Consider the following 20261-nt stretch of genomic DNA (forward strand, 5'->3'; position numbering starts at 1 on the left):
GATGCCCGTCGCGTAACTGTTTAATCCGCGTGCAAACGTTCCCAGATCGGTCGTTCGGCCTTCGGCGGAATACAGGACCGCATGGACAGTGTGGGTGGCCGCCCGGCACCGGCTGGCTGATCACGCTGCGGCACGTCAGCACGGCTTGCGTGCGCACCGCGCGCACGCTCCACACGGCGTCGATCAGCGCGCGCGAGCCGGGCCACGACTCGAAGCGCTGCACGTTGACGCTGACGCGGTAGACGGGCACGCGGTCCGGATAAGGCGAGCCGTACACGTCGATCGTGCCGAGCTGCTGCGTGAGCGAACTGGACAGCGCGCGGCGGATTTCATCGCCGGGCAGCGACGCCCAGCGCTCCTGTTCGAGCACCTGGACCTGGGTCGGCCCCGTCTGCACGACGAACTGGCTTTTCGCGACTTGCGGCGGCACGTCGACGGGCGGCACTTCGATCAGAAACGCCGGGTTGCTCGACGTGCGCACGGCCTCGGGCGACGTGTCGCCCGCCGACAGCGTATAGAAGTGGCTTGCCGGCGACGCGCACGCGGCCAGCGCGGCAAGCGCCGCGGCAGCCAGCACTCGCGAAGCGGCGCGCATCGTTCGGGGGACGCGTGCAAACGTCATGGCTTGTCTCCTGATTTACCGCGCAGCAGCGATTCGGGATGGCGTTCGAGGTAGTCCGACAACGCATTGAGCGATTGCAGCGTGCGCGTCAGTTCCTGCAGCGCCTGGTGCACGTCGGACTGTAGCGGCGAGTCCTGCTGCAAGGTCGCTTGCGCCGAGCTGAACGTCTGCTTCGCGGCCGCGAGCGTGTCGCGCGTCTGCGGCAGGACTTCCTTGTCGAGTTGCGAGAACAGATGGTCGGCGTTTTTCAGCGCCGTGTTCAGGTTGTTGCCGATCTGGTCGAACGGCACCTGAGCGAGCTTCTTCGCGATATCGGCGATCTGCAGCTGCAGTTCGTCGAGCGAGTTCGGGATCGTCGGCAGCTCGATCGGGTCGCGCGAGATGTCGACGGTTGCCTTCGGCGCCTTCGGGAACAGATCGATCGCGACGTACAGCTGCCCCGTCAGCAGATTGCCTGTGCGCAGCTGGCCGCGCAGGCCGTGACTGACGAGCGCGAGCAGCATCTTGTGGCTCGCCTCCGTGCCCGTCTCGGGCACCGGCTGGCCGAGCGTGCGGCGGCGCAGGCGGTCGGGATAGAGGTCCATCGTGACGGGCATGTTGAAGTTCTTCGTCTGCGGATCGTATTCGACGCCGATGTTCGTCACCTGGCCGAGCACGATGCCGCGGAAATCGACGGGTGCGCCAACGGCGAGGCCGCGCAGCGACTGGTTGAAGTTCATCACGACGCGCACCGGCTCGCCGTCGGGCTCGCGCATCGCGTCGGCTTCGTCCGAACCGAGGCGGAACGTCATGTTGTTCGGCGCCTGCACGCCGACGGCCTGGCCGGGCGGCGACTGGAACGCCAGCCCGCCGACGATCACCGTCGCGAGCGACTGCGTATTCAGCTTGAAGCCGCTCGAATCGAGCCGCACGTCGACGCCGCTCGCATGCCACCAGCGCGAGTTCGTGCCGACGTACTGATCGAACGGCGCGCTGACGAACACCTGCACGGTGACGCCCGTGCCGTCCTTGTCGAGCGAGAAGCCCGTCACCTGGCCGACCTGCACGCGCCGGTAGAACACGGGCGAGCCGATGTCGATCGAGCCGAGCGATTCGCCGCGCAGCGTGAACTGGTGGCCTTTCTGGTCGACGGTGACGGCGGGCGGCGATTCGAGGCCGACGAACTGCGTCTGCGTCTCCGTCGAGCGTCCGCCGTCCACGCCGATGTACGCGCCCGACAGCAGCGTGCCGAGTCCCGACACGCCGCTCGCGCCGATGCGTGGGCGCACGACCCAGAAGCGGCTGTCCTTCACCGCGAAGTCTTCGGCTTCCTTCGTCAGCTGCACTTCGACGTTCACGCGCGAGTGGTTCTTCGCGAGCTTGATGGTCTTGACGAAGCCGATGTCGACGTCCTTGTACTTGACCTTCGTCTTGCCGGGCTCGAGCCCTTCCGCGCTGATGAAGCTGATGTTGATGGTCGGCCCTTTTTCGAGCACCGACTTCACGACGAGGCCGACGCCGATCAGCGCCGCGATCAGCGGGATCACCCAGACGAGCGAAGGCAGCCAGCCGCGTTTCGTGACGATTTCGGGTTCAGGCACGGGCGGCTCGCTGCGCGGCGGGCCGGAAGGGGGCGTCGGCTCTTGAGGGCTATTCATGTTTCGGGTCCTGAGGTTTTCGGTTCGTGCCGGCGGCGCTGTCCGCTTCGTTGTCTGCGTAGTCCCAGATCAGGCGCGGATCGAATTGCATCGACGCGATCATCGTGAGGATCACGACGGAGCCGAACGCGAGCGCGCCCGGTCCCGCCGTGATGACGGCAAGCGACTTGAAGCGCACGAGCGCCACCGTCAGCGTGATCACGAAGATGTCGAGCATCGACCAGCGGCCGATGCGCTCGACGATCCGGTAGAGCTTCGTGCGTTCGAGCGGCCGCCAGGTGGAGCGGCGCTGCGCGGTGATGGTGAGCAGCGCGAGCACGCTGAGCTTGAGCATCGGCACGAGAATGCTCGCGACGAACACGACGACGGCAAGCGGCCAGTCGCCCGAGGTCCAGAAGTAGACGACGCCGCTCATGATCGTGTCGTCCTCGGCGCCGAGCAGCGACGACGTGTGCATCACGGGCAGCAGGTTCGCGGGGATGTACAGCACGGCGGCCGCGATCAGCAGTGCCCACGTGCGCATCAGGCTGTCGGGTTTGCGTCGATGCAGGAGCGCGCCGCAGCGCGTGCAGCGTTGGTCTTTCACGCGCAGGCGCGGCTGCACGCGCGAGCACGCGTGACAGGCGACCAGACCGGCGCGCGAGGCCGTGATGTATTTCATCGGCCGGTCATCCCCGATGCGGCGCGGTCGTTGCGTCGGCATCCGGCGCGCCCGCATCGCGCTGGCCGCTGCCGCTGCCGCTGCCGCTGCCGGTGCTGTTTTCGCTGGCTTCTCGCGCATGCCGTTCGCGGCGCGCCTGCAGCACGCCAAGGGTTTCGGCGACGTCCCACAGCGTGCGCGGATCGAAGGTGACGACCACGACGAACATCAGCGTGAGCGCGCCGAACGCGAACATCGCGGCTTCGGGAATCACGCGCGCGAGACTCACCATTTTCACGATCGTCACCAGTACGCCGAGCATGAACACTTCGATCATGCCCCACGGGCGCACGAACTGGATCGCGCGCAGCACCTGGTTGAACAGGGGCGGCACATAGCCCGCGCGGATGGGGACGAGGAGATAGAGCAGCGCCAGCAGCTCCGTCAGCGGAAAGAGAGTGGTCGAGCAGAACACCATCATCGCGACGATCTGCATGTTTTCGTCCCACAGCGCGATGATTGCCCCGAGGAGACTGGTCTGCGACGTGATGCCGTTGGTTTCCAGCTCGACGATGGGGAAACCTTGCGCGATCAGGAACGTGATCAGCGCCGCGAAGGTCATCGCCGTGATGCCGTCGAGCCGACCCGATGCGCTCCAGTACAGCATCGCGCCGCATCGCTGGCAGCGCGCGATCCGCCCGCGGCCCAGACGCGGCTTCTGGAACAGCGCGTCGCATTCGTGGCAGGCAATCAGATGGTCATGGTCCATGCAGGAGATCGGAGAACGGGAAGCGGTATTGTCGTCGTGTTTATCGTCGGGGTATGACAGGTTCTTTCCGCGCGCGCTGCATGGCTGTTGAAAGGACAACTGCAAAGGCAACTGCAAGGCTCGCGTCACAGCTTGGGGGCAATAGTATCAAAGCTTGTTGCAGTGACGTTTTAAGGTCGGCGCCTGCATCGACGGCGGCGGACGGCATCGCGTGACACAAGGGCCGACGGCGCATGCAGCGATAGCGCTGCATGCATTTCGCTTGGTCTGACAGGCGTGGCCTGCGTTCCGGCTAGGGCATTTAGCAAATTTCGGGCCGCGCATACGGCCGCCAGCCGGCTGTCGCTGCTTGCGGTACGATTAGCGCCGCGAGCCATTGGCGCCGATTCGGGCCGTGTACGGAATAAGGGCATCGCTCGTGTCGTTTAACTTTCATGCTGGCGTCGGTTTTGTCATGGCACACACTTCCTCGTTCCATTCGCTTTCCGCACGCGGTTCGTCGTACACGTCGACGGCCATCGCGCTGCACTGGCTGATCGCGCTGCTGATCGTCTGCGGTTTCTCGCTCGGCTGGGTGATGACGGACATTCCCGGCTTCACGCCGACCAAGCTCAAATATTTCTCGTGGCATAAATGGATCGGCGTGACGGTGTTCGCGCTCGTCATCGTGCGGATCATCTGGCGCGCGACGCACGCCGCGCCGCCGATGCCCGAGCACATGCCTGGCTGGCAGCGCGGCATCGCGCATCTGACGCATTTCCTGCTCTACGTGCTGATGGTCGCGATACCCGTGTCGGGCTATTTGTACAGTTCGGCGGCGAACGTGCCCGTCGTCTATCTCGGCCTTGTGCCGCTGCCGCGCCTGATCGCGCCGGACGTGCATCTGAGGGATGTGTTGAAAGCCGTTCACATCACGCTCAACTACACGCTGCTCGTGCTCGTCGTGCTGCACGTCGCGGCGGCGCTCAAGCATCAGGTGCTCGACCGCGACAATCTGCTGTCGCGGATGCTCCCTTTCCTCAAATAAGGACAAACATGAAGGTATCGTTCTACCGCTATATGCTCGCCGCGTTCGCGGCGGCTTCGCTGGCCGCGTCGGGCGGTGCATTCGCGCAGGTCGACATGAGCAAGAGCTCGGTCACGGCGATCTCGAAGCAGATGAACGTGCCCGTCGAAGGCAAGTTCAACAAGTTCACTGCGCAGATCGCGTTCGATACGGCAAATCCGTCGGCGGGCAGTGCGCAGGTGACCGTCGACACATCGAGCTACGATCTTGGCGACGAAAGCTACAACGAGCAGGTGCGCGGCAAGGAATGGTTCGATTCGAAAACCTATCCGACGGCCACCTTCGTCTCGAGCGCGATCGCGCCCGCGGGCAACAACCAGTTCAAGGTGACGGGCAAGCTGACGATGAAGGGCAAGTCGCAAACCGTGGTCGTGCCCGTCACGGTGACGAAGCAGGGCGCCGCGCAGATCTACGACGGCGCGGTGTCCGTCAAGCGTTCGCAGTTCGATATCGGCACGGGCGAATGGAAGGACACGTCGGTCGTTGCCGACGACGTGACGATCAAGTTCCATATCGTCGCCGCGAGCAAGTGATTCATATCGCGCGACTCACATCAAGCGAGACATAGCCAAAAAGGAGAATGAAGTGAAACCGATGCTGATGATTGCTGCCGGCGCGCTGGCGTCGTCGATGGCGGTGGGCGCGTTCGCCGCCGATACCTACCAGCTCGATCCCGCGCACACCTATCCGAGCTTCGAGTCGGACCACATGGGCGGCGTGTCGACGTGGCGCGGCAAGTTCACGAAGAGCTCGGGCACGGTGACGCTCGACCGCGCGGCGAAGACGGGGACGGTGGACGTCACCGTCGATACATCGTCGATCCAGACGGGCAACACGAAGCTCGACGAGCACCTGCATTCGGGCGATTTCTTCGACGTCGCAAAGTACCCGACGGCGACCTACAAAGGCACGTCGATCAAGTTCGATGGCGATACGCCCGTTTCTGTCAACGGCCAGCTCACGTTGAAGGGCGTCACGAAGCCGCTGAGCCTGAAAATCGAATCGTTCAAATGCATCCAGCATCCCGTGCTCAAGCGCGAGGTGTGCGGCGTGGAGGCGACGGGCGAGTTCAATCGCGCGGACTATGGAATGGACTTCGGCACCAAATATGGATTCAGCATGAAGACGGTGCTGGATATTCAGGCCGAAGGCATCAAGCAGTAAGCGCCTGGCGGCGCGGATCTTGCCCTTCGCTGGCATCCGTTTTGCACCTTCGCGGCGCGGGTGTTGCCGTTGGTGTTGCCCTTTGCGTGGGCATCCGCGTTGCGCCTACGCGGCGCGGGCGTTGCCGGTGTGTGTTGCCCTTTGCGTGGGCATCCGCGTTGCGCCTTCGCGGCGCAGGCGTTGCCCCTGTGCGGGGCGGCACCTACTTTTCTTTGCAGCGGCAAAGAAAAGCAGGCAAAAGAAAGCCGCTCACACCGCCAGCCCGCGCTTTTACCCACGGGCTCTCCACGTCCCCACCCTTCACATGGCAACGTACTCACCACGTCCGTTGCCAGCGCTCTCCCCATTTGCCTCACCCGCATCACGACCCCCACCGGGGGCGCACGCCCGCGAATGGCACATGCCCTGAGCGGCAAACTCTGTGTAGGCATTCGCGCCGCACGGGAAACCGTCGCTACGCGTTGGTTTTCGGTCGGGGCGCTGCCCTGTATGGCAAGACAACCTGCATAGAGTTTGCCGCACGTGGGCGCCAGAGCTTCGGACGCGGCCAGCCGCTGTACGGGTGCGTGAAGCGCGTGAGACCCGTGCGAGCACGGTGGCAACGAACATGAACCGGTGCGCAGCCGTGTGAAGGGTGGGGACGCGGAGAGCCCGTGGGTGAACACACGCACTGGCGGTGTGAGCGGCTTTCTTTTGCCTGCTTTTCTTTGCCGCTGCAAAGAAAAGTAGGTGCCGCCCCGCACAGGGGTAACGCCTGCGCCGCGAGGCGCTATCGCGGATGCCCGAGCAAAAAGGCAACCACACACCGGCAACGCCCGCGCCGCGAAGGCGCAAACGCAAACACCCCGCAAAAGGCGCCAATTTTTCTGGCGCCCCCACGCCAACTCTCTACAATGACCGCTTTTGCACGGCGGTAGCGAACCAACCCGCTTGCAATTGCCTTTCCGCGCCACCCGTTTCAGATTGCCGAGCCGGCGCCTCGCGCATCATCCGCCGATTGTGTCCGTACATGCCGCTTGCCTTCGTTTCCCGTGCTTTGTCCTATGCCCGCTCGTTCGGGAGCCGTCTCGCGTCGCTGAGGTCCGCTGACGCCGATCCAACTGCTCGCTCACGCGCGGCGCGCCGCGCGGCCTCGGCATCGCGCCCGACGTGCAGCGGCGCACGCCAGCGCCATCCTGTTCGTGTGCGCGGCGATCACCGTTTCCTCGCCCGCCGACGCGCGCAAGAAACCACAGCAGCCCGCCGTCAACGTCAGCACCGTGCTGCCGCCCGCCGTGATGGCAGGCTTGCAGCGCGCGCACGTGCCGCTGTCGTCGATCAGCGTGGTCGTCGAGAAAGTGGGCGACCGGACGCCGATCCTCGCGCTGAACGCCGGCAAGCCGATGATGCCCGCGTCGACCATGAAGCTCGTCACCACGTACGCGGGCCTGTCCATCCTCGGCCCAGACTACCGCTGGAAAACCACGGCCTATGCGCAAGGCAGCGTCGACGGCAACGGCGTGCTGCACGGCAATCTGTACATCCAGGGCACGGGCGATCCGAAACTCGTGCCCGAAGAACTGATCGATCTCGTCCAGAAGATTCACAAGGCGGGCATCACGGGCATCGACGGCGCGCTCGTGCTCGACAAGCGCTTCTTCGATCCGTCGACGCGCGACCTGCCCGCCTTCGACGACGACGCCAACGCGCCTTACAACGTCGGCCCCGATCCGCTGCTGTACGCGTTCAAGTCGCTGTCGTTCACGATGTCGCCCTCAGAAGACGGCAAGGTGCAGATCGACGTGCTGCCCGCGCTCGCGCAACTGCAGATCGACAACGAACTGCACGCGACGCGCGGCCCGTGCCGCGGCGAACTCGTGACGCCCGCCGTGTCGCCGGCGTCGAACGGCGTGGTCAACGCGTCGTTCGTCGGCGACTACCCGCTGCGATGCGGCGAGCGCACCGTCAACGTCGCCGTGCTCGATCACACCACTTTCTTCGCGGGCGGCTTCCTCGCGCTATGGCAGCAGACGGGCGGCACCTTCAACGGCACAACGCGCGAAGGCGCCGTGCCCATCGATGCAAAACTCATCGCCACGCACCAGGGCCCCGTGCTCGGCGACATCGTTCACGACATCAACAAGTTCAGCAACAACACGATGGCGCGCAACCTGTTCCTGACGATCGGCGCCGTCACCAGCAAGCCGCCCGCGACGCCCGCGAAGTCGGCGGAAGCGATCGAATCGTTCCTGCATCGCAGCGCACTGCCAATGGAATACCTGTCGCTCGACAACGGCTCGGGCCTGTCGCGCGAAGAACACATCACGGCGCTCGCGCTCGCCGACCTGCTGCAAAGCGCGAACGCGAGTCCCGTTGCGCAGGTGTTCGTCGATTCGCTGCCCGTGGTCGGCGTGGACGGCACGATGCGCAACCGGCTGACATCGAAGCCCGTCAACGGCAACGCACACATCAAGACGGGCACGCTGCGCGACGTGCGCGCGATCGCGGGCTACGTCGCATCGGCGGACGGACAGAGCTACGTGGTCGTCAGCCTGATCAACGATCCGCACGCGGAAGCTGCACGCGCCGCGCACGACGAACTGCTCGAATGGGTGTATCAGGGACCGTCGGCGATGCTTGCGAACGCGGTCGCACCGGCTGCCTCAGAAGCCGCGCAGGAACCGCACCGAAAAATCCGGAAAAACCCTCAGCGGCGCGGCGCCCACTGAAGATTCCTTCTATTGAAGCGGTGCGCGGCGCGCCGCTTCGCGTTGTACGCTGTCGGGCAGTATGAAAATTAGCGCAGACAAACAGGCATGACGGCGCGCGAACGATGCGCCGGCGGCGAAACGGCGCGTCATTCAAACAATAAAGACAATGCAGGCCTCCTTCGAGGAGGCCGCAGGGACCCTCGGAGGGAGACGTCAATGCAATTCGATGCCGAATTGCTGCTGATCGGCATGGCGCCGATCTTTCTCGCGTGCATCGGCTGGGAGGCTTGGCACGCGCGGCGCACGCATCCGCAAGCGCGCATGTACAACTGGCGCGACACGCTGTGCAATACCGCGCTCGCGCTGATGCATCAGGGCGCCGACAAGCTCGCCTGGCTGTTCGTCATTCCCATCTATGCGTATTGCTACGCGCGCTACCGGCTGCTCGACTGGCATGCGGGATGGGTATCGTTCGTCGTGCTGTTCGTCGCGCAGGATCTGCTCTACTACGTGTTTCATCGCTGCAGCCATCGCGTGCGCTGGTTGTGGGCCGCGCATGTCGTGCATCACTCGTCGGAGCGAATGAATTTCTCGACGGCGTTTCGCCAGAGCCTGATGTATCCCGTCGCGGGCATGTGGGTGTTCTGGATTCCGCTCGCGTTTCTCGGCTTTCCGCCGAAGCAGATCGTCGGCATCGTGCTGATCAATCTGGCGTTTCAGTTCTTCGTGCATACGCAGTCGGTCGGCAAGCTCGGCTGGCTCCAATATGTGCTGAACACGCCGTCGATCCATCGCGTGCATCATGCGCGCAACGACCGTTATATCGACCGCAATTACGCGGGCGTGCTCGTGATCTGGGACCGGCTGTTCGGCAGCTACGTCGATGAAGACGCGAACGAGCCGCCTGTGTACGGCATCGTCGAGCCGCTTCACACGTACAACCCGCTGAGGGCGACGTTTCACGAATGGGCGTCGATGGCGCGAGACTTCGCGCGCGTGCGCGGCTGGCCCGACCGGCTGAGCGCGCTGTTCGCGCCGCCCGCGTGGGCCGCGCAGTATCACGCGAGTCTGCACGCCGCCGACGATGCAATGCAGACGGCGCCGCGCGCGCAGCCGAACAACAACGCGGCCGTCTAGATCCGGCTGCAACCACGCAACGCTTTACAGGCGTGCGCCGCATCAGGAGACGGCGCCGCCTGCATCAGACGGCTCGCGAGACACACCGCTCAAGGCCAGATACAAACGAGGAGATAAGAAGCTTATGAAGCAAGCATCAAGCAACACTGGCGTCGTGCGTTTCGCACGGATTGCGATCGCGTGCGCGGCGTTCGCGGCGCTCGTCGCGTGCGGCGGAGGTAGTGACAACAATAACAACAACGCGAGCACCGGGCCGGCTGGCGGGGTCAAGCTGCAGGTGGTGTCGTTCGGGGACAGTCTGTCGGACGTCGGCACGTATTCGCCGGTGATCACATCGAGCTTCGGCGGCGGGCGCTTCACGACGAACCCCGGCGAAGTGTGGACGCAGAAAATCGCCGAGTACTACGGCGATACGCTGACGCCGGCCTACGTGGGCGGCTTCGGCCAGCCGCTGAAGGCGAACGGCGGCTTCGGCTACGCGCAAGGTGGCGCCGAGGTCAACACGGGTGCCGCGCCCAACTACCAGGCGGCGACGACGTGGCCCGTCTCGCAGCAGGTGCAGCAGTACCTGACGGACCACGGCAACTTCAATTCGAATCAGCTGGTGCTGATCAACGGCGGCGCCAACGACATCATCCAGAACCTGACGAAGATGCTGGGGCTGGTCGCACAGGGGATCGCCGCCAATCCGTCTCTGGCCCCCCAGGTCGTGCAATCGGTTGCGTTCAACACGGTCGGCCCGGCGGCACAGGCGCTCGTCGCGCAGATCGGCACGATTGTCGCGAAGGGCGCGACGCATGTGGTCGTGATGGACGTTCCCGACATCGGCAAGACACCGCTCGCTGCGCAGTTGGTCGCGCAGACGGGATCGGCGCAAGCGCCTTCGATCGTTTCGGGCATCGTCGCGACTTACAACGGCGCGGTGCAGCAGATGCTGGCGGCGGCCGGACTGTCGGGCAAGGTGATCTACATATCGACGTCCGACTGGCTCACGCCGCTGCTCGCGAACCCGGCAACGCAAGGCTTCAGCAACACCACGGGCACGGCTTGCGCGATCAATCTGATGGCCCAGAACGCGACGGCCTACGCGATGGCGAATCCCGCCGTGCTGACGAACGGCATGACGGCAGCGCAGTACGGCCAGCAGTTCGCATCGTCGCTGTTCTGCGCGCCGAACACACTGGTGGCACCGGGGGCGGACCAATCGTACGTATTCGCCGATCAGCTTCACCCGACGACGCACGCCCACGCCGCCTTCGCCACCTTCGTCGAAGGCAAGATCGCGGCGACGGGGCTCGGGAAGTAAGATCACGCCGCGCCGAAGCATGAGGGGACTTCTCTCCCGTCATGCTGCTGTTTAGAACACCGTGCATCATGCGTCGGCTGATACGAAAAAGCCCGGCTCTCGCGAGCCGGGCTTTTTTGGGGCGTCTCGTTGACGCTGATGTCGCAGCCGCTGCGCTTTGCAGCCGTGCCGCTACCAGACCTGGTCAACCGAGGTCAGCCTTCATCCGCCTCGAACGCCGCCGCTGCCCGTCCGAGCCGGTCGTTCACGGCGATCCACTCGATCGTATCCGGCAGCTTCTCGATCAGGATGCGTGACACATTCGCGCGATCGAGCGCGCGCAGCAGGCCGTATAGATCGCGGGCATAAATATGCGGATCTTCCGGCGCGGCGACGAAATGCACGTCTTGCGCCTGCGTCCAGCTTCCCGCGCGCGACGCCCGCGCGACCAGCGCAACCCGTTCACCCGGCGCACGCGCAGCCAGCATCCGCTCAAGCACGTCGAACGGCAGCAACGCGAGCGGCGTGCGCGGCGCGTAGTGCGCCTTCAGCGTGCCCGACGCGCGCGGCGCGCTGGCATCCGATCCGTCGGGCAGGCGCGGCATTTCGCCGAGCACATCGGCGATGTCTTGCGGCGTGACGTGACCGGGCCGAAGCAGCGCCGGAAAACCGCGCGACAGATCGACGATGGTCGATTCGATGCCCACATCGGACGAGCCGCCGTCGAGCACGTGAATCGTGTCGCCGAATTCGTCGCGCACATGCTGCGCGGTGGTCGGGCTCACATGGCCGAAGCGGTTCGCCGACGGCGCCGCCACGCCGCCATGCCCATTGCGCAGCGCACTGAACGCTTCGAGCAGGGTCTGAGCAACGGGATGCGACGGACAGCGCAATCCAACCGAATCCTGGCCGCCGCTGACCGCGGCCGGAATATGCGCCGCGCGCTTCAGAATGAGCGTCAGCGGACCGGGCCAGAATGCGTCGATCAGGCGTTGCGCCTCGGACGGCAACCGCTCGACCCAATAGTTCGGATCGCCGTTCGGCGCGAGATGCACGATCACAGGATGATTCGCCGGCCGTCCCTTTGCCGCGTAAATACGCGCGACAGCCTCAGGATTTTCGGCATCGCCGCCGAGCCCGTAGACAGTCTCCGTGGGAAACGCGACGAGTTGTCCTGCATCGAGCAGCGCCGCGGCACGCGCGATCTCATCGGCGCCGGGGTTCGACGCCGCGTCGGCAGGTTTCGTTTGATCCGGCATAAAGGCAACCGCTCAGCTCGTCGGGATATGCAACAGACGCGCGCAATCGCGTGCCGCCGTGCGGGCGTGCTCGAGCGTCGCCGCCGTGAAGTTGACGTGTCCCATCTTGCGGCCAGGACGCGCGTCTTCCTTGCCGTACAGATGCAGACGCGCTTCCGGCATGGCGGCCACTTCGTGCCACGGCGGCGTAACGGCGGCGCTGGGCTTTTCGCCCTTCGCGTTGACCGGGAACCACACGTCGCCGAGGATGTTCAGCATCACGGCGGGCGAATGCTGGCGCGTATCGCCGAGCGGCATGCCCGTCATCGCGCGCACTTGCTGCTCGAACTGGCTCGTGGCGCACGCGTCGACGGTGTAATGGCCGGAATTGTGCGGACGCGGCGCCATCTCGTTGGCGACCAGCGAGCCGTCTTCGAGAATGAAGAATTCGACGCACAGGACGCCGACATAGCCGAGCTTGTCCGCGATCTGCAGCGCGGCCTGTTGCGCCTGTTCGACAAGCGTCGCGCTGGCGTCGGGCGCGGGCACGATGGTGTGCGACAGCACGCCGTTGCGATGCGTATTCTGCGCGAGCGGATAGACAGCCGAGCAGCCGTTCGCGCCGCGCGCGATCAACGCCGACACTTCGAACTTCAGCGGCAAACGCTTTTCGAGGACGCAAGCCACGCCGCCCAGCGACGCGAGCGCCGCCCGCACTTCGGCCGCGTTGCCAACGCGCACCTGGCCCTTGCCGTCATAACCCATGCGCGCCGTTTTCAGGATGCCGGGCAGCACCGCTTCGAGCGCCGCGTCATTGATTGCGCCGAGCGCATCCGACGACTCGATCACGACATGCGGCGCGACAGGCACGCCCGACGACGCGATGAACCGCTTCTCCGCGATGCGGTCCTGCGCGACGGCAACACAGCGGCCTGCCGGGCTCACGAACGTCGTGCGGGCGAGAAAATCGAGACTCGCCGCCGGCACGTTCTCGAACTCGGTCGACACGGCCGCGCACAGACGCGCGAGTTCGGTGAGCGCCGCTTCGTCGTCATATGCAGCGCGCAGGTGGCGGTCCGCGACCGCGCCCGCCGGGCTGGTCTCGTCCGGATCGAGCACGGCGACGCGATAGCCCATCGCCTGCGCGGCAAAGCAGAACATGCGGCCGAGCTGGCCGCCACCGACCATGCCCAGCCATGCGCCGGGCAGAATCGGTGAAACGGGAGTGTTGTCTGGATTCATCTTGGTGGTCGGTCGCGGCCGATGTGGGGGTCGGCCGAGTGATGCATTGGACTTCTACGAGTACGGCGCTTTGGTGCGCGCTTTCCCAAACGACAGCGCTTACAGCGGTGGCAGCGTCATTGCGTGCGCCGCCTGGTTCTGGCGCACGCGGAATGCGGCGAGCTTCTCCGCATATTCCAGCGACGTGCCGCTCAGGATCGACACGGCGAACAGCGCCGCGTTCGCCGCGCCTGCTTCGCCGATGGCGAATGTCGCGACGGGCACGCCCTTGGGCATCTGCACGATCGAATGGAGCGAATCGACGCCCTTCAGATACTTGCTCGCGACAGGTACGCCGAGCACGGGCACCGTCGTCTTCGCGGCGAGCATGCCGGGCAGATGCGCCGCGCCGCCCGCGCCCGCGATGATCGCGCGGATGCCGCGCTCGCGCGCGCTTTCAGCATAGGCGAACATTTCGTCCGGCATGCGGTGCGCCGAGACGACTTTCGCTTCGTACGGCACGCCGAACTCCTGCAGCACGGCGACCGCGTTCTTCATCACTTCCCAGTCGGAGCTGGAACCCATCAACACGCCGACGACGGGCGCGTTGTGCGTATGAACTTCACTCATCTTGCTTGTTCCGTATGCGTGGCGCTCAGGCGAGCTTCTGACCCGTCAGGCGCTCGAGCGCTTCCTGATACTTTTGCGCCGTCTTCGTGACGACTTCGTCCGGCAGCTTTGGTGCGGGCGGCTCCTTCTTCCACGGCTGGGTTTCGAGCCAGTCGCGCACGAACTGCTTGTCGAACGAAGGCGGGTTGGTGCCGACCTGGTATTGGTCCGCCGGCCAGAAGCGCGACGAATCCGCCGTCAGCGCTTCGTCCATCAGATACAGCTGGCCCTGCTCGTCCAGACCGAATTCGAACTTCGTGTCGGCGATGATGATGCCGCGCGTGGCCGCGTAATCGGCGGCTTCCTTGTACAGGCGGATCGAGATGTCGCGGATCGTCGCCGACAGCTCGGTGCCGATGCGGCGCTCCATCTCTTCATAGGTGATGTTTTCGTCGTGGTGGCCCATCTCGGCCTTCGCTGCCGGCGTAAAGATCGGCTCGGGCAGCTTCTGCGCGTTCTGCAGGCCTTCGGGCAACTGCACGCCGCACACGGCGCCCGTAGCCTGATAGTCCTTCCAGCCGCTCCCCGCCAGATAACCGCGCACCACCGCTTCGACCAGAATCGGCTCGAGGCGCTTGACCACGACGGCGCGGCCCTTCACCTGCTCGACTTCGTCCGGTGCGACGACCGTTTCAGGCGCGACGCCCGTCAGGTGATTCGGCACGACGTGCTTCAACTTGTCGAACCAGAAGTTCGCCATCTGGTTCAGCACGCGACCCTTGTCCGGAATCGGCTCGCCCATGATGACGTCGAACGCGGACAGGCGGTCCGTCGTGACGATCAGCAGCTGGTCGTTGCCCACCGCGTAGTTGTCGCGGACCTTGCCGCGGCCGAGCAGCGGCAGCGAGCGGAGCGTGGATTCGTAGAGGGTAGACATCGTCGTGATTCACAAAAATGGGGCAAAAAAACTGCCCGGAACAAAAGGGAAACGCCGTTCCCCGGATCTTGCGGGAACGGCGATCTGACGACAACCTGGCCAGATGGCCAGCCGCGCAGCTTTGACGCTGCGCATGCAATACGCAAGCGGGCAAGCACTTCGCCCGCTCACGGCTTAGCGAACGAGTTGCGCGAGTTCGCCCGCCTTGTACTTCTCAGCCATCTTTTCCAGCGAGATGGGCTTGATCTTCGACGCCTGGCCTTCGCAGCCGAACGCCAGATAACGGTCCACGCAAACCTTCTTCGCCGCTTCGCGAGCCGGCTTCAGGTAGTCGCGCGGATCGAACTTCGATGGATTTTCCGCCATGTAGCGGCGAATCGCGCCCGTGATTGCCAGACGCAGGTCAGTGTCGATGTTGACCTTGCGCACGCCGAACTTGATGCCTTGCTGGATTTCCTCGACGGGCACGCCGTAGGTTTCCTTCATGTCGCCGCCGAATTCGCGGATCTCAGCCAGCAGTTCCTGCGGCACCGACGACGAACCGTGCATCACGAGGTGCGTGTTCGGAATGCGCTCGTGAATTTCGCGGATGCGCTGGATCGACAGGATATCGCCCGTCGGCTTCTTCGAAAACTTGTACGCGCCGTGCGACGTACCGATCGCAATGGCCAGCGCATCGCACTGCGTGAGCTTGACGAAGTCGGCGGCCTGCTCGACGTCGGTGAGCAGCTGCTCGCGCGTCATCGTGCCTTCTGCGCCGTGGCCGTCTTCCTTGTCGCCCTTCATCGTTTCGAGCGAACCGAGCACGCCCAGTTCCGCTTCAACCGTCACGCCGATCGAATGCGCCGCTTCCACCACCTTGCGCGACACGTCGACGTTGTACTCGTACGACGCCACCGTCTTGCCGTCGGCCTCGAGCGAGCCGTCCATCATCACGCTCGTGAAACCGCTGCGGATCGCGGCCATGCAGACGGCGGGCGACTGGCCGTGGTCCTGGTGCATCACGACAGGGATATGCGGATACGACTCGACAGCCGCTTCGATCAGATGACGCAGGAACGGCTCGCCCGAATACTTACGCGCGCCAGCCGAAGCCTGCATGATCACGGGCGCGTTGACCTGATCGGCGGCCGCCATGATCGCCTGCACCTGCTCCAGGTTGTTGACGTTGAATGCCGGCAGGCCATAACCGTGTTCGGCGGCATGGTCCAGCAGTTGACGCATTGATACGAGAGGCATTGATTACTCCATAGATTGAAACGAAATCTGTGCCGACGGCATCTATTTGTGCAGTTTTGTGCAATTTTATCGCGAAGCGGGCCGTGTCCCGAGCGCACGCTCCCACATTGTGTGCGCCGCCTCTCTTTCGGGGACACGGATTCCGTTCCGACACGTGCCGTTGCGGCTCGCCGTGCATGCTTCGTTCGACCCGCCCGGACGGCGACGCGGGGCGGGTCGGGTGCCGCTCAACCGCTTATCGAAACTTCGCTCAAACCGGCTCGCCGACGCGCACGATCTTGAGCGTATTCGTGCCGCCTGCCTGGCCCATCGGCTCGCCGACGGTGAGCACGACCATGTCGCCGCGCGCCGCATAGCCCTTGCCGACCACCACTTCGAGCGCCTGTGCGAGCGCGATGTCGCGGTCGCTGCTCGTATCCAGGTGCAGCGACGTGACGTTGCGGTAGATCGCCATGGCGCGCTCGCTGCCCATGCGCGGCGTCAGCGCGAAGATGGGCACGTGCGTCCAGTGACGCGACATCCACAGCGCCGTCGAGCCCGACTCCGTCAGCGCGACGATCGCCTTCGCGCCGAGGTGATACGCGGTGAAAAGCGCGCCCATCGCGATCGACTGGTCGATGCGCGTGAACGTGCGGTCGAGGAAGTCCTTGTCCAGTTCGACGTGCTCGGACTTTTCCGCTTCGACGCAAATGGCGGCCATCGTTTCGATGGTCTGCACGGGGTACTTGCCCGCCGCCGATTCCGCCGACAGCATCACGGCGTCCGTGCCGTCCAGCACCGCGTTCGCGACGTCCGACACTTCCGCGCGGGTCGGCACGGGCGCGTGGATCATCGACTCCATCATCTGCGTGGCCGTGATGACGAACTTGTTCGCGTCGCGCGCCATCTTGATCATGCGCTTTTGCAGCGCGGGCACGGCCGCGTTGCCGACTTCGACGGCGAGGTCGCCGCGCGCGACCATGATGCCGTCCGATGCGTCGAGAATGCCTTGCAGGGCCGGAATCGCCTCCGCGCGCTCGATCTTCGCGATCATCTTCGGCTTGATGCCGTACGGCGCGCCCGCGATGTTCGCGAGCTGGCGGGCCATTTCCATGTCGGTCGCATTCTTCGGGAACGACACGGCCACGTAATCCGCGCCCAGCGACATCGCCGTGCGGATATCTTCCATGTCCTTCGCGGTCAGCGCCGGCGCCGTCAGCCCGCCGCCCTGGCGGTTGATGCCCTTGTTGTTCGACAGGTCGCCGCCGATCTTCACGACGGTGTGGATCTCGTTGCCGATCACGCGCGTCACGTTCAGCACGATCAGGCCGTCGTTGAGCAGCAGCGTGTCGCCGGGTTTCAGGTCGCGCGGCAGGTCTTTGTAGTCGAGACCGACGCGCTCGTCGTTGCCGAGCTCGCAGTCGGCGTCGAGGATGAAGGTGTTGCCGGCAATCAGCGTGGTCTTGCCGTTTTCGAATTTACCGACACGGATTTTCGGGCCTTGCAAATCGGCCATGATGCCGACTTCGCGGCCTGCCTGCCGGGCCGCTTCGCGCACGAAATCCGCGCGCTGACGATGATCGTCGGCGGTGCCGTGCGAGAAGTTGAGGCGCACCACGTCGGCGCCCGCCTGGATCATCTGCAGCAGGATGTCCTGCGTGCTCGAAGCGGGGCCGATGGTTGCGACAATCTTGGTGGCGCGATGCATGAGTCTCCTCGTCTGGATGAGATCGCTGGGATGAACGTTGGGAGTCGGATGCGGAGGCTGCGCAACGACGGGTGATACATGGGGTGGTGCGCCGTTCGTTCCCTTCGAACCTTGAAGGCCCGGCGTCGAATCGTGGGGGACTGCTGCGATATCTGCTGCCTGCGGCGCGTCGTGCGCCGCGGGTTCGGATGCATCGGCTTCGGTGTGCGAGGCGAGAGACACCGTTGCGGTTGAACCGGCTGTCTGCTGCGCGGCGCCCGCGTGTTGTGCGGATTCGGCGACAGCCAGTTCGGTATTCATGTCTTCAGCAACGGCTGCGGTCTGTGCCACTGGCGCGTTGCTGGAAATCTGCGAGTCCGCCTGCACGGCGGCCTCCGGTTGCAGCGCTTTCGCGGAGCGCGCTGTGCGCTCCCCTGCCGCTGCCGTGCGCGACGCGTTGTGCGTCTTTTGAGGCTTGTTGGGGGAGCGCGTCGCCATTATCAGGCCCGCGATTCCAGCACTGCGACGGCAGGCAGCTTCTTGCCCTCGAGGAACTCGAGGAAGGCGCCGCCGCCCGTCGAAATGTAGCTGACCCTGTCGTGAATGCCGTACTTGGCGATGGCCGCGAGCGTATCGCCGCCGCCGGCGATCGAGTAAGCCGACGACTTCGCGATCGCTTCAGCCAGCGTCTTCGTGCCGTTGCCGAACTGGTCGAATTCGAACACGCCGACGGGGCCGTTCCACACGATCGTGCCCGCCTTCTCCAGTTGGCCGGCGAGCGCCTTCGCCGTGTCCGGGCCGATGTCGAGGATCAGGTCGTCGTCTTCGACGTCGGCGACTTTCTTGACGGTGGCTTTGGCCGTCGGCGAAAACTCCTTGGCCGTCACCACGTCCGACGGAATCGGCACCGATGCGCCGCGCGCCTTGGCCGAGTCGATGATCGCCTTGGCTTCTTCGACGAGCTCCGCTTCGGCCAGCGACTTGCCGATCTTCAGGCCCGCCGCCAGCATGAACGTGTTCGCAATGCCGCCGCCGACGATCAGCTGATCGACCTTGTCGGCCAGCGACTTGAGAATGGTCAGCTTGGTCGACACCTTCGAACCCGCGACGATCGCCACCAGCGGACGCTTCGGCGCGCCGAGCGCCTTGCCGAGCGCTTCCAGTTCGGCCGCGAGCAGCGGGCCGGCGCACGCGACGGGCGCGTACTTCGCGATGCCGTGCGTGGTGGCTTCGGCGCGGTGGGCGGTGCCGAACGCGTCGTTCACGTAGATGTCGCAGAGCTTCGCCATTTTCCGCGCGAGCTCGTCGGAATCTTTCTTCTCGCCCTTGTTCACGCGGCAGTTTTCGAGCAGCACGACCTGGCCCGGCGCGACGTTCACGCCGTTTTCGACCCAGTTCGGCACGAGCGGCACGTCGCGGCCGAGCAGTTCGGCCAGGCGTTTCGCGACGGGCGCGAGGGAATCTTCAGGCTTGAAGTCGCCTTCTGTCGGGCGGCCCAGATGCGACGTGACCATGACGGCCGCGCCGGCGTCGAGCGCCGACTTGATGGCGGGCACGGAAGCGCGGATGCGGGTGTCTTCAGTGATGTTGCCGGCGTCGTCCTGCGGAACGTTCAGGTCGGCGCGGATGAACACGCGTTTGCCGGATAGCTTGCCTTCGGCGATCAGATCGGAGAGACGCAATACCTTGTTCATGATTCGTATGCGAGTTGATTGGAAGGCGGTGCGGACGCAGCGCGAACGGCCTCTCGCGAACGGTGCCGGCGGCTTCGCGCATGTTCCGGGAGACAGGTATTTTAACCGATCGACAGAGCGATCTAACCGGGTTCAAGCGAATCCCAGTATTTGCCGCGCGAACGAGCCTTGGCGGGATGTTGCAGCGCAGCATTCTCGCGACGGGTCAAAAAACCAGCCGCAGCGCCGTGAACACCAGCATCCCGACGACGATCGTGCCGAGCATCGTGCGCCGCCACAGAAACCAGGCGAGGCCCGCGAGCGTGCCGTACAACTCGTGATTGGACAGCGCGACGGACACGCCGCTGTCCGTTACCATCACGTCCGGCACCACGACGGCCGCGAGCGCCGCGGCGGGCGCGTAGCGCAGCATACGTTGCGCGCGCTCCGGCAACACCGTGCGCTCACCCCCGATCAGAAACATGGCGCGTGTCAGCGCTGTGACAACCGTCATGCCGATGATGGCGAGCCAGATCTGCAGCGTGCTCATCGCGTGTCTCCCGTGCTTTGCGTGCTTTGCGTGCTTTGCGTGCTTTGCGTGCTTTGCGTGCTTTGCGTGCTTTGCGTGCTTGCGCGCTTGCGTGCGCTTGCGTGCTTGCGCCGTTGCG

At 64.8% G+C, this 20261-nt stretch carries 18 protein-coding genes; 6 read left to right on the top strand and 12 right to left on the bottom strand.

Annotated features, from left to right (window positions below; translation table 11 throughout):
- The 4 genes from H3V53_RS37760 to H3V53_RS37775 form a co-directional block, all read right to left on the bottom strand.
- On the bottom strand, positions 1-622 hold a 622-nt coding region (locus H3V53_RS37760; RefSeq protein ID WP_336602187.1), incomplete at its 3' end, for a PqiC family protein.
- Positions 619-2259, bottom strand: coding sequence for a PqiB family protein (locus tag H3V53_RS37765; protein ID WP_336602188.1), 1641 nt, complete (start codon positions 2257-2259; stop codon positions 619-621). The genes H3V53_RS37765 and H3V53_RS37760, both read right to left, overlap by 4 nt.
- Positions 2252-2920: a paraquat-inducible protein A gene (locus tag H3V53_RS37770; RefSeq protein ID WP_054919027.1), complete on the bottom strand. Its 669-nt coding sequence runs from the start codon at positions 2918-2920 to the stop codon at positions 2252-2254. The genes H3V53_RS37765 and H3V53_RS37770 overlap by 8 nt, the downstream gene beginning before the upstream one ends.
- Before the next feature lie 7 nt (positions 2921-2927).
- Positions 2928-3668, bottom strand: a complete 741-nt coding sequence (locus H3V53_RS37775) for a paraquat-inducible protein A (protein ID WP_336602189.1) — start codon at positions 3666-3668, stop codon at positions 2928-2930.
- Positions 3669-4122: 454 nt separating this feature from the next.
- On the opposite strand from H3V53_RS37775, the gene H3V53_RS37780 reads away from it, so the two are divergent.
- From H3V53_RS37780 to H3V53_RS37805, 6 genes are all read left to right on the top strand, one after another.
- Positions 4123-4695, top strand: a complete 573-nt coding sequence (locus H3V53_RS37780; RefSeq protein ID WP_336602190.1) for a cytochrome b — start codon at positions 4123-4125, stop codon at positions 4693-4695.
- Between the two features lie 8 nt (positions 4696-4703).
- A complete protein-coding gene (locus tag H3V53_RS37785) occupies positions 4704-5267 on the top strand; it encodes a YceI family protein (RefSeq protein WP_336602191.1) in 564 nt (187 codons plus the stop codon).
- A gap of 61 nt (positions 5268-5328) precedes the next feature.
- Complete coding sequence (locus H3V53_RS37790) at positions 5329-5898, top strand: YceI family protein (RefSeq protein ID WP_336602201.1); 570 nt, start codon at positions 5329-5331, stop codon at positions 5896-5898.
- 1175 nt (positions 5899-7073) lie between these two features.
- Positions 7074-8606 carry a D-alanyl-D-alanine carboxypeptidase/D-alanyl-D-alanine endopeptidase gene (dacB, locus tag H3V53_RS37795; RefSeq protein ID WP_473766671.1) on the top strand — a complete coding sequence of 511 codons (1533 nt, stop codon included), beginning with the start codon at positions 7074-7076 and terminating at the stop codon, positions 8604-8606.
- A gap of 198 nt (positions 8607-8804) precedes the next feature.
- Positions 8805-9725 carry a sterol desaturase family protein gene (locus H3V53_RS37800; RefSeq protein WP_336602193.1) on the top strand — a complete coding sequence of 307 codons (921 nt, stop codon included), beginning with the start codon at positions 8805-8807 and terminating at the stop codon, positions 9723-9725.
- Between the two features lie 124 nt (positions 9726-9849).
- Positions 9850-11031: an SGNH/GDSL hydrolase family protein gene (locus H3V53_RS37805; RefSeq protein ID WP_336602194.1), complete on the top strand. Its 1182-nt coding sequence runs from the start codon at positions 9850-9852 to the stop codon at positions 11029-11031.
- A gap of 194 nt (positions 11032-11225) precedes the next feature.
- On the opposite strand, the gene H3V53_RS37810 is transcribed toward H3V53_RS37805, so the two are convergent.
- The 8 genes from H3V53_RS37810 to H3V53_RS37845 all read right to left on the bottom strand — a co-directional run bounded on the left by H3V53_RS37810 (position 11226) and on the right by H3V53_RS37845 (position 20143).
- Complete coding sequence (locus H3V53_RS37810; RefSeq protein ID WP_336602195.1) at positions 11226-12269, bottom strand: L-threonylcarbamoyladenylate synthase; 1044 nt, start codon at positions 12267-12269, stop codon at positions 11226-11228.
- 12 nt (positions 12270-12281) lie between these two features.
- The gene (locus H3V53_RS37815; RefSeq protein ID WP_336602196.1) at positions 12282-13490 is read right to left on the bottom strand and encodes a 5-(carboxyamino)imidazole ribonucleotide synthase; all 1209 of its coding nucleotides are present in this window, start codon (positions 13488-13490) and stop codon (positions 12282-12284) included.
- Between the two features lie 99 nt (positions 13491-13589).
- Positions 13590-14099 (bottom strand): 5-(carboxyamino)imidazole ribonucleotide mutase, encoded by a 510-nt coding sequence (gene purE, locus H3V53_RS37820; protein WP_336602197.1) that lies wholly within the window; start codon positions 14097-14099, stop codon positions 13590-13592.
- Between the two features lie 25 nt (positions 14100-14124).
- The gene (locus tag H3V53_RS37825) at positions 14125-15015 is read right to left on the bottom strand and encodes a phosphoribosylaminoimidazolesuccinocarboxamide synthase (RefSeq protein ID WP_054917096.1); all 891 of its coding nucleotides are present in this window, start codon (positions 15013-15015) and stop codon (positions 14125-14127) included.
- 174 nt (positions 15016-15189) lie between these two features.
- Positions 15190-16254 (bottom strand): class II fructose-bisphosphate aldolase, encoded by a 1065-nt coding sequence (gene fba / locus H3V53_RS37830; protein ID WP_054917098.1) that lies wholly within the window; start codon positions 16252-16254, stop codon positions 15190-15192.
- Between the two features lie 250 nt (positions 16255-16504).
- A complete protein-coding gene (gene pyk, locus H3V53_RS37835) occupies positions 16505-17941 on the bottom strand; it encodes a pyruvate kinase (RefSeq protein ID WP_336602198.1) in 1437 nt (478 codons plus the stop codon).
- 479 nt (positions 17942-18420) lie between these two features.
- Positions 18421-19614, bottom strand: a complete 1194-nt coding sequence (locus tag H3V53_RS37840) for a phosphoglycerate kinase (protein WP_336602199.1) — start codon at positions 19612-19614, stop codon at positions 18421-18423.
- A gap of 205 nt (positions 19615-19819) precedes the next feature.
- A complete protein-coding gene (locus H3V53_RS37845) occupies positions 19820-20143 on the bottom strand; it encodes an AzlD domain-containing protein (protein WP_336602200.1) in 324 nt (107 codons plus the stop codon).
- Between the last annotated feature and the right edge of the window lie 118 nt (positions 20144-20261).

It is taken from the genome of Paraburkholderia bengalensis (assembly GCF_037126505.1).
Lineage (GTDB): Bacteria > Pseudomonadota > Gammaproteobacteria > Burkholderiales > Burkholderiaceae > Paraburkholderia > Paraburkholderia bengalensis.

Bases quoted from the DNA above. Each gene is read 5' to 3' on its own strand.
- H3V53_RS37815 (WP_336602196.1), bottom strand. From the start codon at position 13,490: ATGAATCCAGACAACACTCCCGTTTCACCGATTCTGCCCGGCGCATGG.
- H3V53_RS37825 (WP_054917096.1), bottom strand. From the start codon at position 15,015: ATGTCTACCCTCTACGAATCCACGCTCCGCTCGCTGCCGCTGCTCGGC.
- H3V53_RS37770 (WP_054919027.1), bottom strand. From the start codon at position 2,920: ATGAAATACATCACGGCCTCGCGCGCCGGTCTGGTCGCCTGTCACGCG.
- H3V53_RS37840 (WP_336602199.1), bottom strand. From the start codon at position 19,614: ATGAACAAGGTATTGCGTCTCTCCGATCTGATCGCCGAAGGCAAGCTA.
- H3V53_RS37775 (WP_336602189.1), bottom strand. From the start codon at position 3,668: ATGGACCATGACCATCTGATTGCCTGCCACGAATGCGACGCGCTGTTC.
- purE (WP_336602197.1), bottom strand. From the start codon at position 14,099: ATGAGTGAAGTTCATACGCACAACGCGCCCGTCGTCGGCGTGTTGATG.
- H3V53_RS37805 (WP_336602194.1), top strand. From the start codon at position 9,850: ATGAAGCAAGCATCAAGCAACACTGGCGTCGTGCGTTTCGCACGGATT.
- fba (WP_054917098.1), bottom strand. From the start codon at position 16,254: ATGCCTCTCGTATCAATGCGTCAACTGCTGGACCATGCCGCCGAACAC.
- H3V53_RS37845 (WP_336602200.1), bottom strand. From the start codon at position 20,143: ATGAGCACGCTGCAGATCTGGCTCGCCATCATCGGCATGACGGTTGTC.
- H3V53_RS37790 (WP_336602201.1), top strand. From the start codon at position 5,329: ATGCTGATGATTGCTGCCGGCGCGCTGGCGTCGTCGATGGCGGTGGGC.
- pyk (WP_336602198.1), bottom strand. From the start codon at position 17,941: ATGCATCGCGCCACCAAGATTGTCGCAACCATCGGCCCCGCTTCGAGC.
- H3V53_RS37810 (WP_336602195.1), bottom strand. From the start codon at position 12,269: ATGCCGGATCAAACGAAACCTGCCGACGCGGCGTCGAACCCCGGCGCC.
- H3V53_RS37800 (WP_336602193.1), top strand. From the start codon at position 8,805: ATGCAATTCGATGCCGAATTGCTGCTGATCGGCATGGCGCCGATCTTT.
- H3V53_RS37780 (WP_336602190.1), top strand. From the start codon at position 4,123: ATGGCACACACTTCCTCGTTCCATTCGCTTTCCGCACGCGGTTCGTCG.
- H3V53_RS37765 (WP_336602188.1), bottom strand. From the start codon at position 2,259: ATGAATAGCCCTCAAGAGCCGACGCCCCCTTCCGGCCCGCCGCGCAGC.
- H3V53_RS37785 (WP_336602191.1), top strand. From the start codon at position 4,704: ATGAAGGTATCGTTCTACCGCTATATGCTCGCCGCGTTCGCGGCGGCT.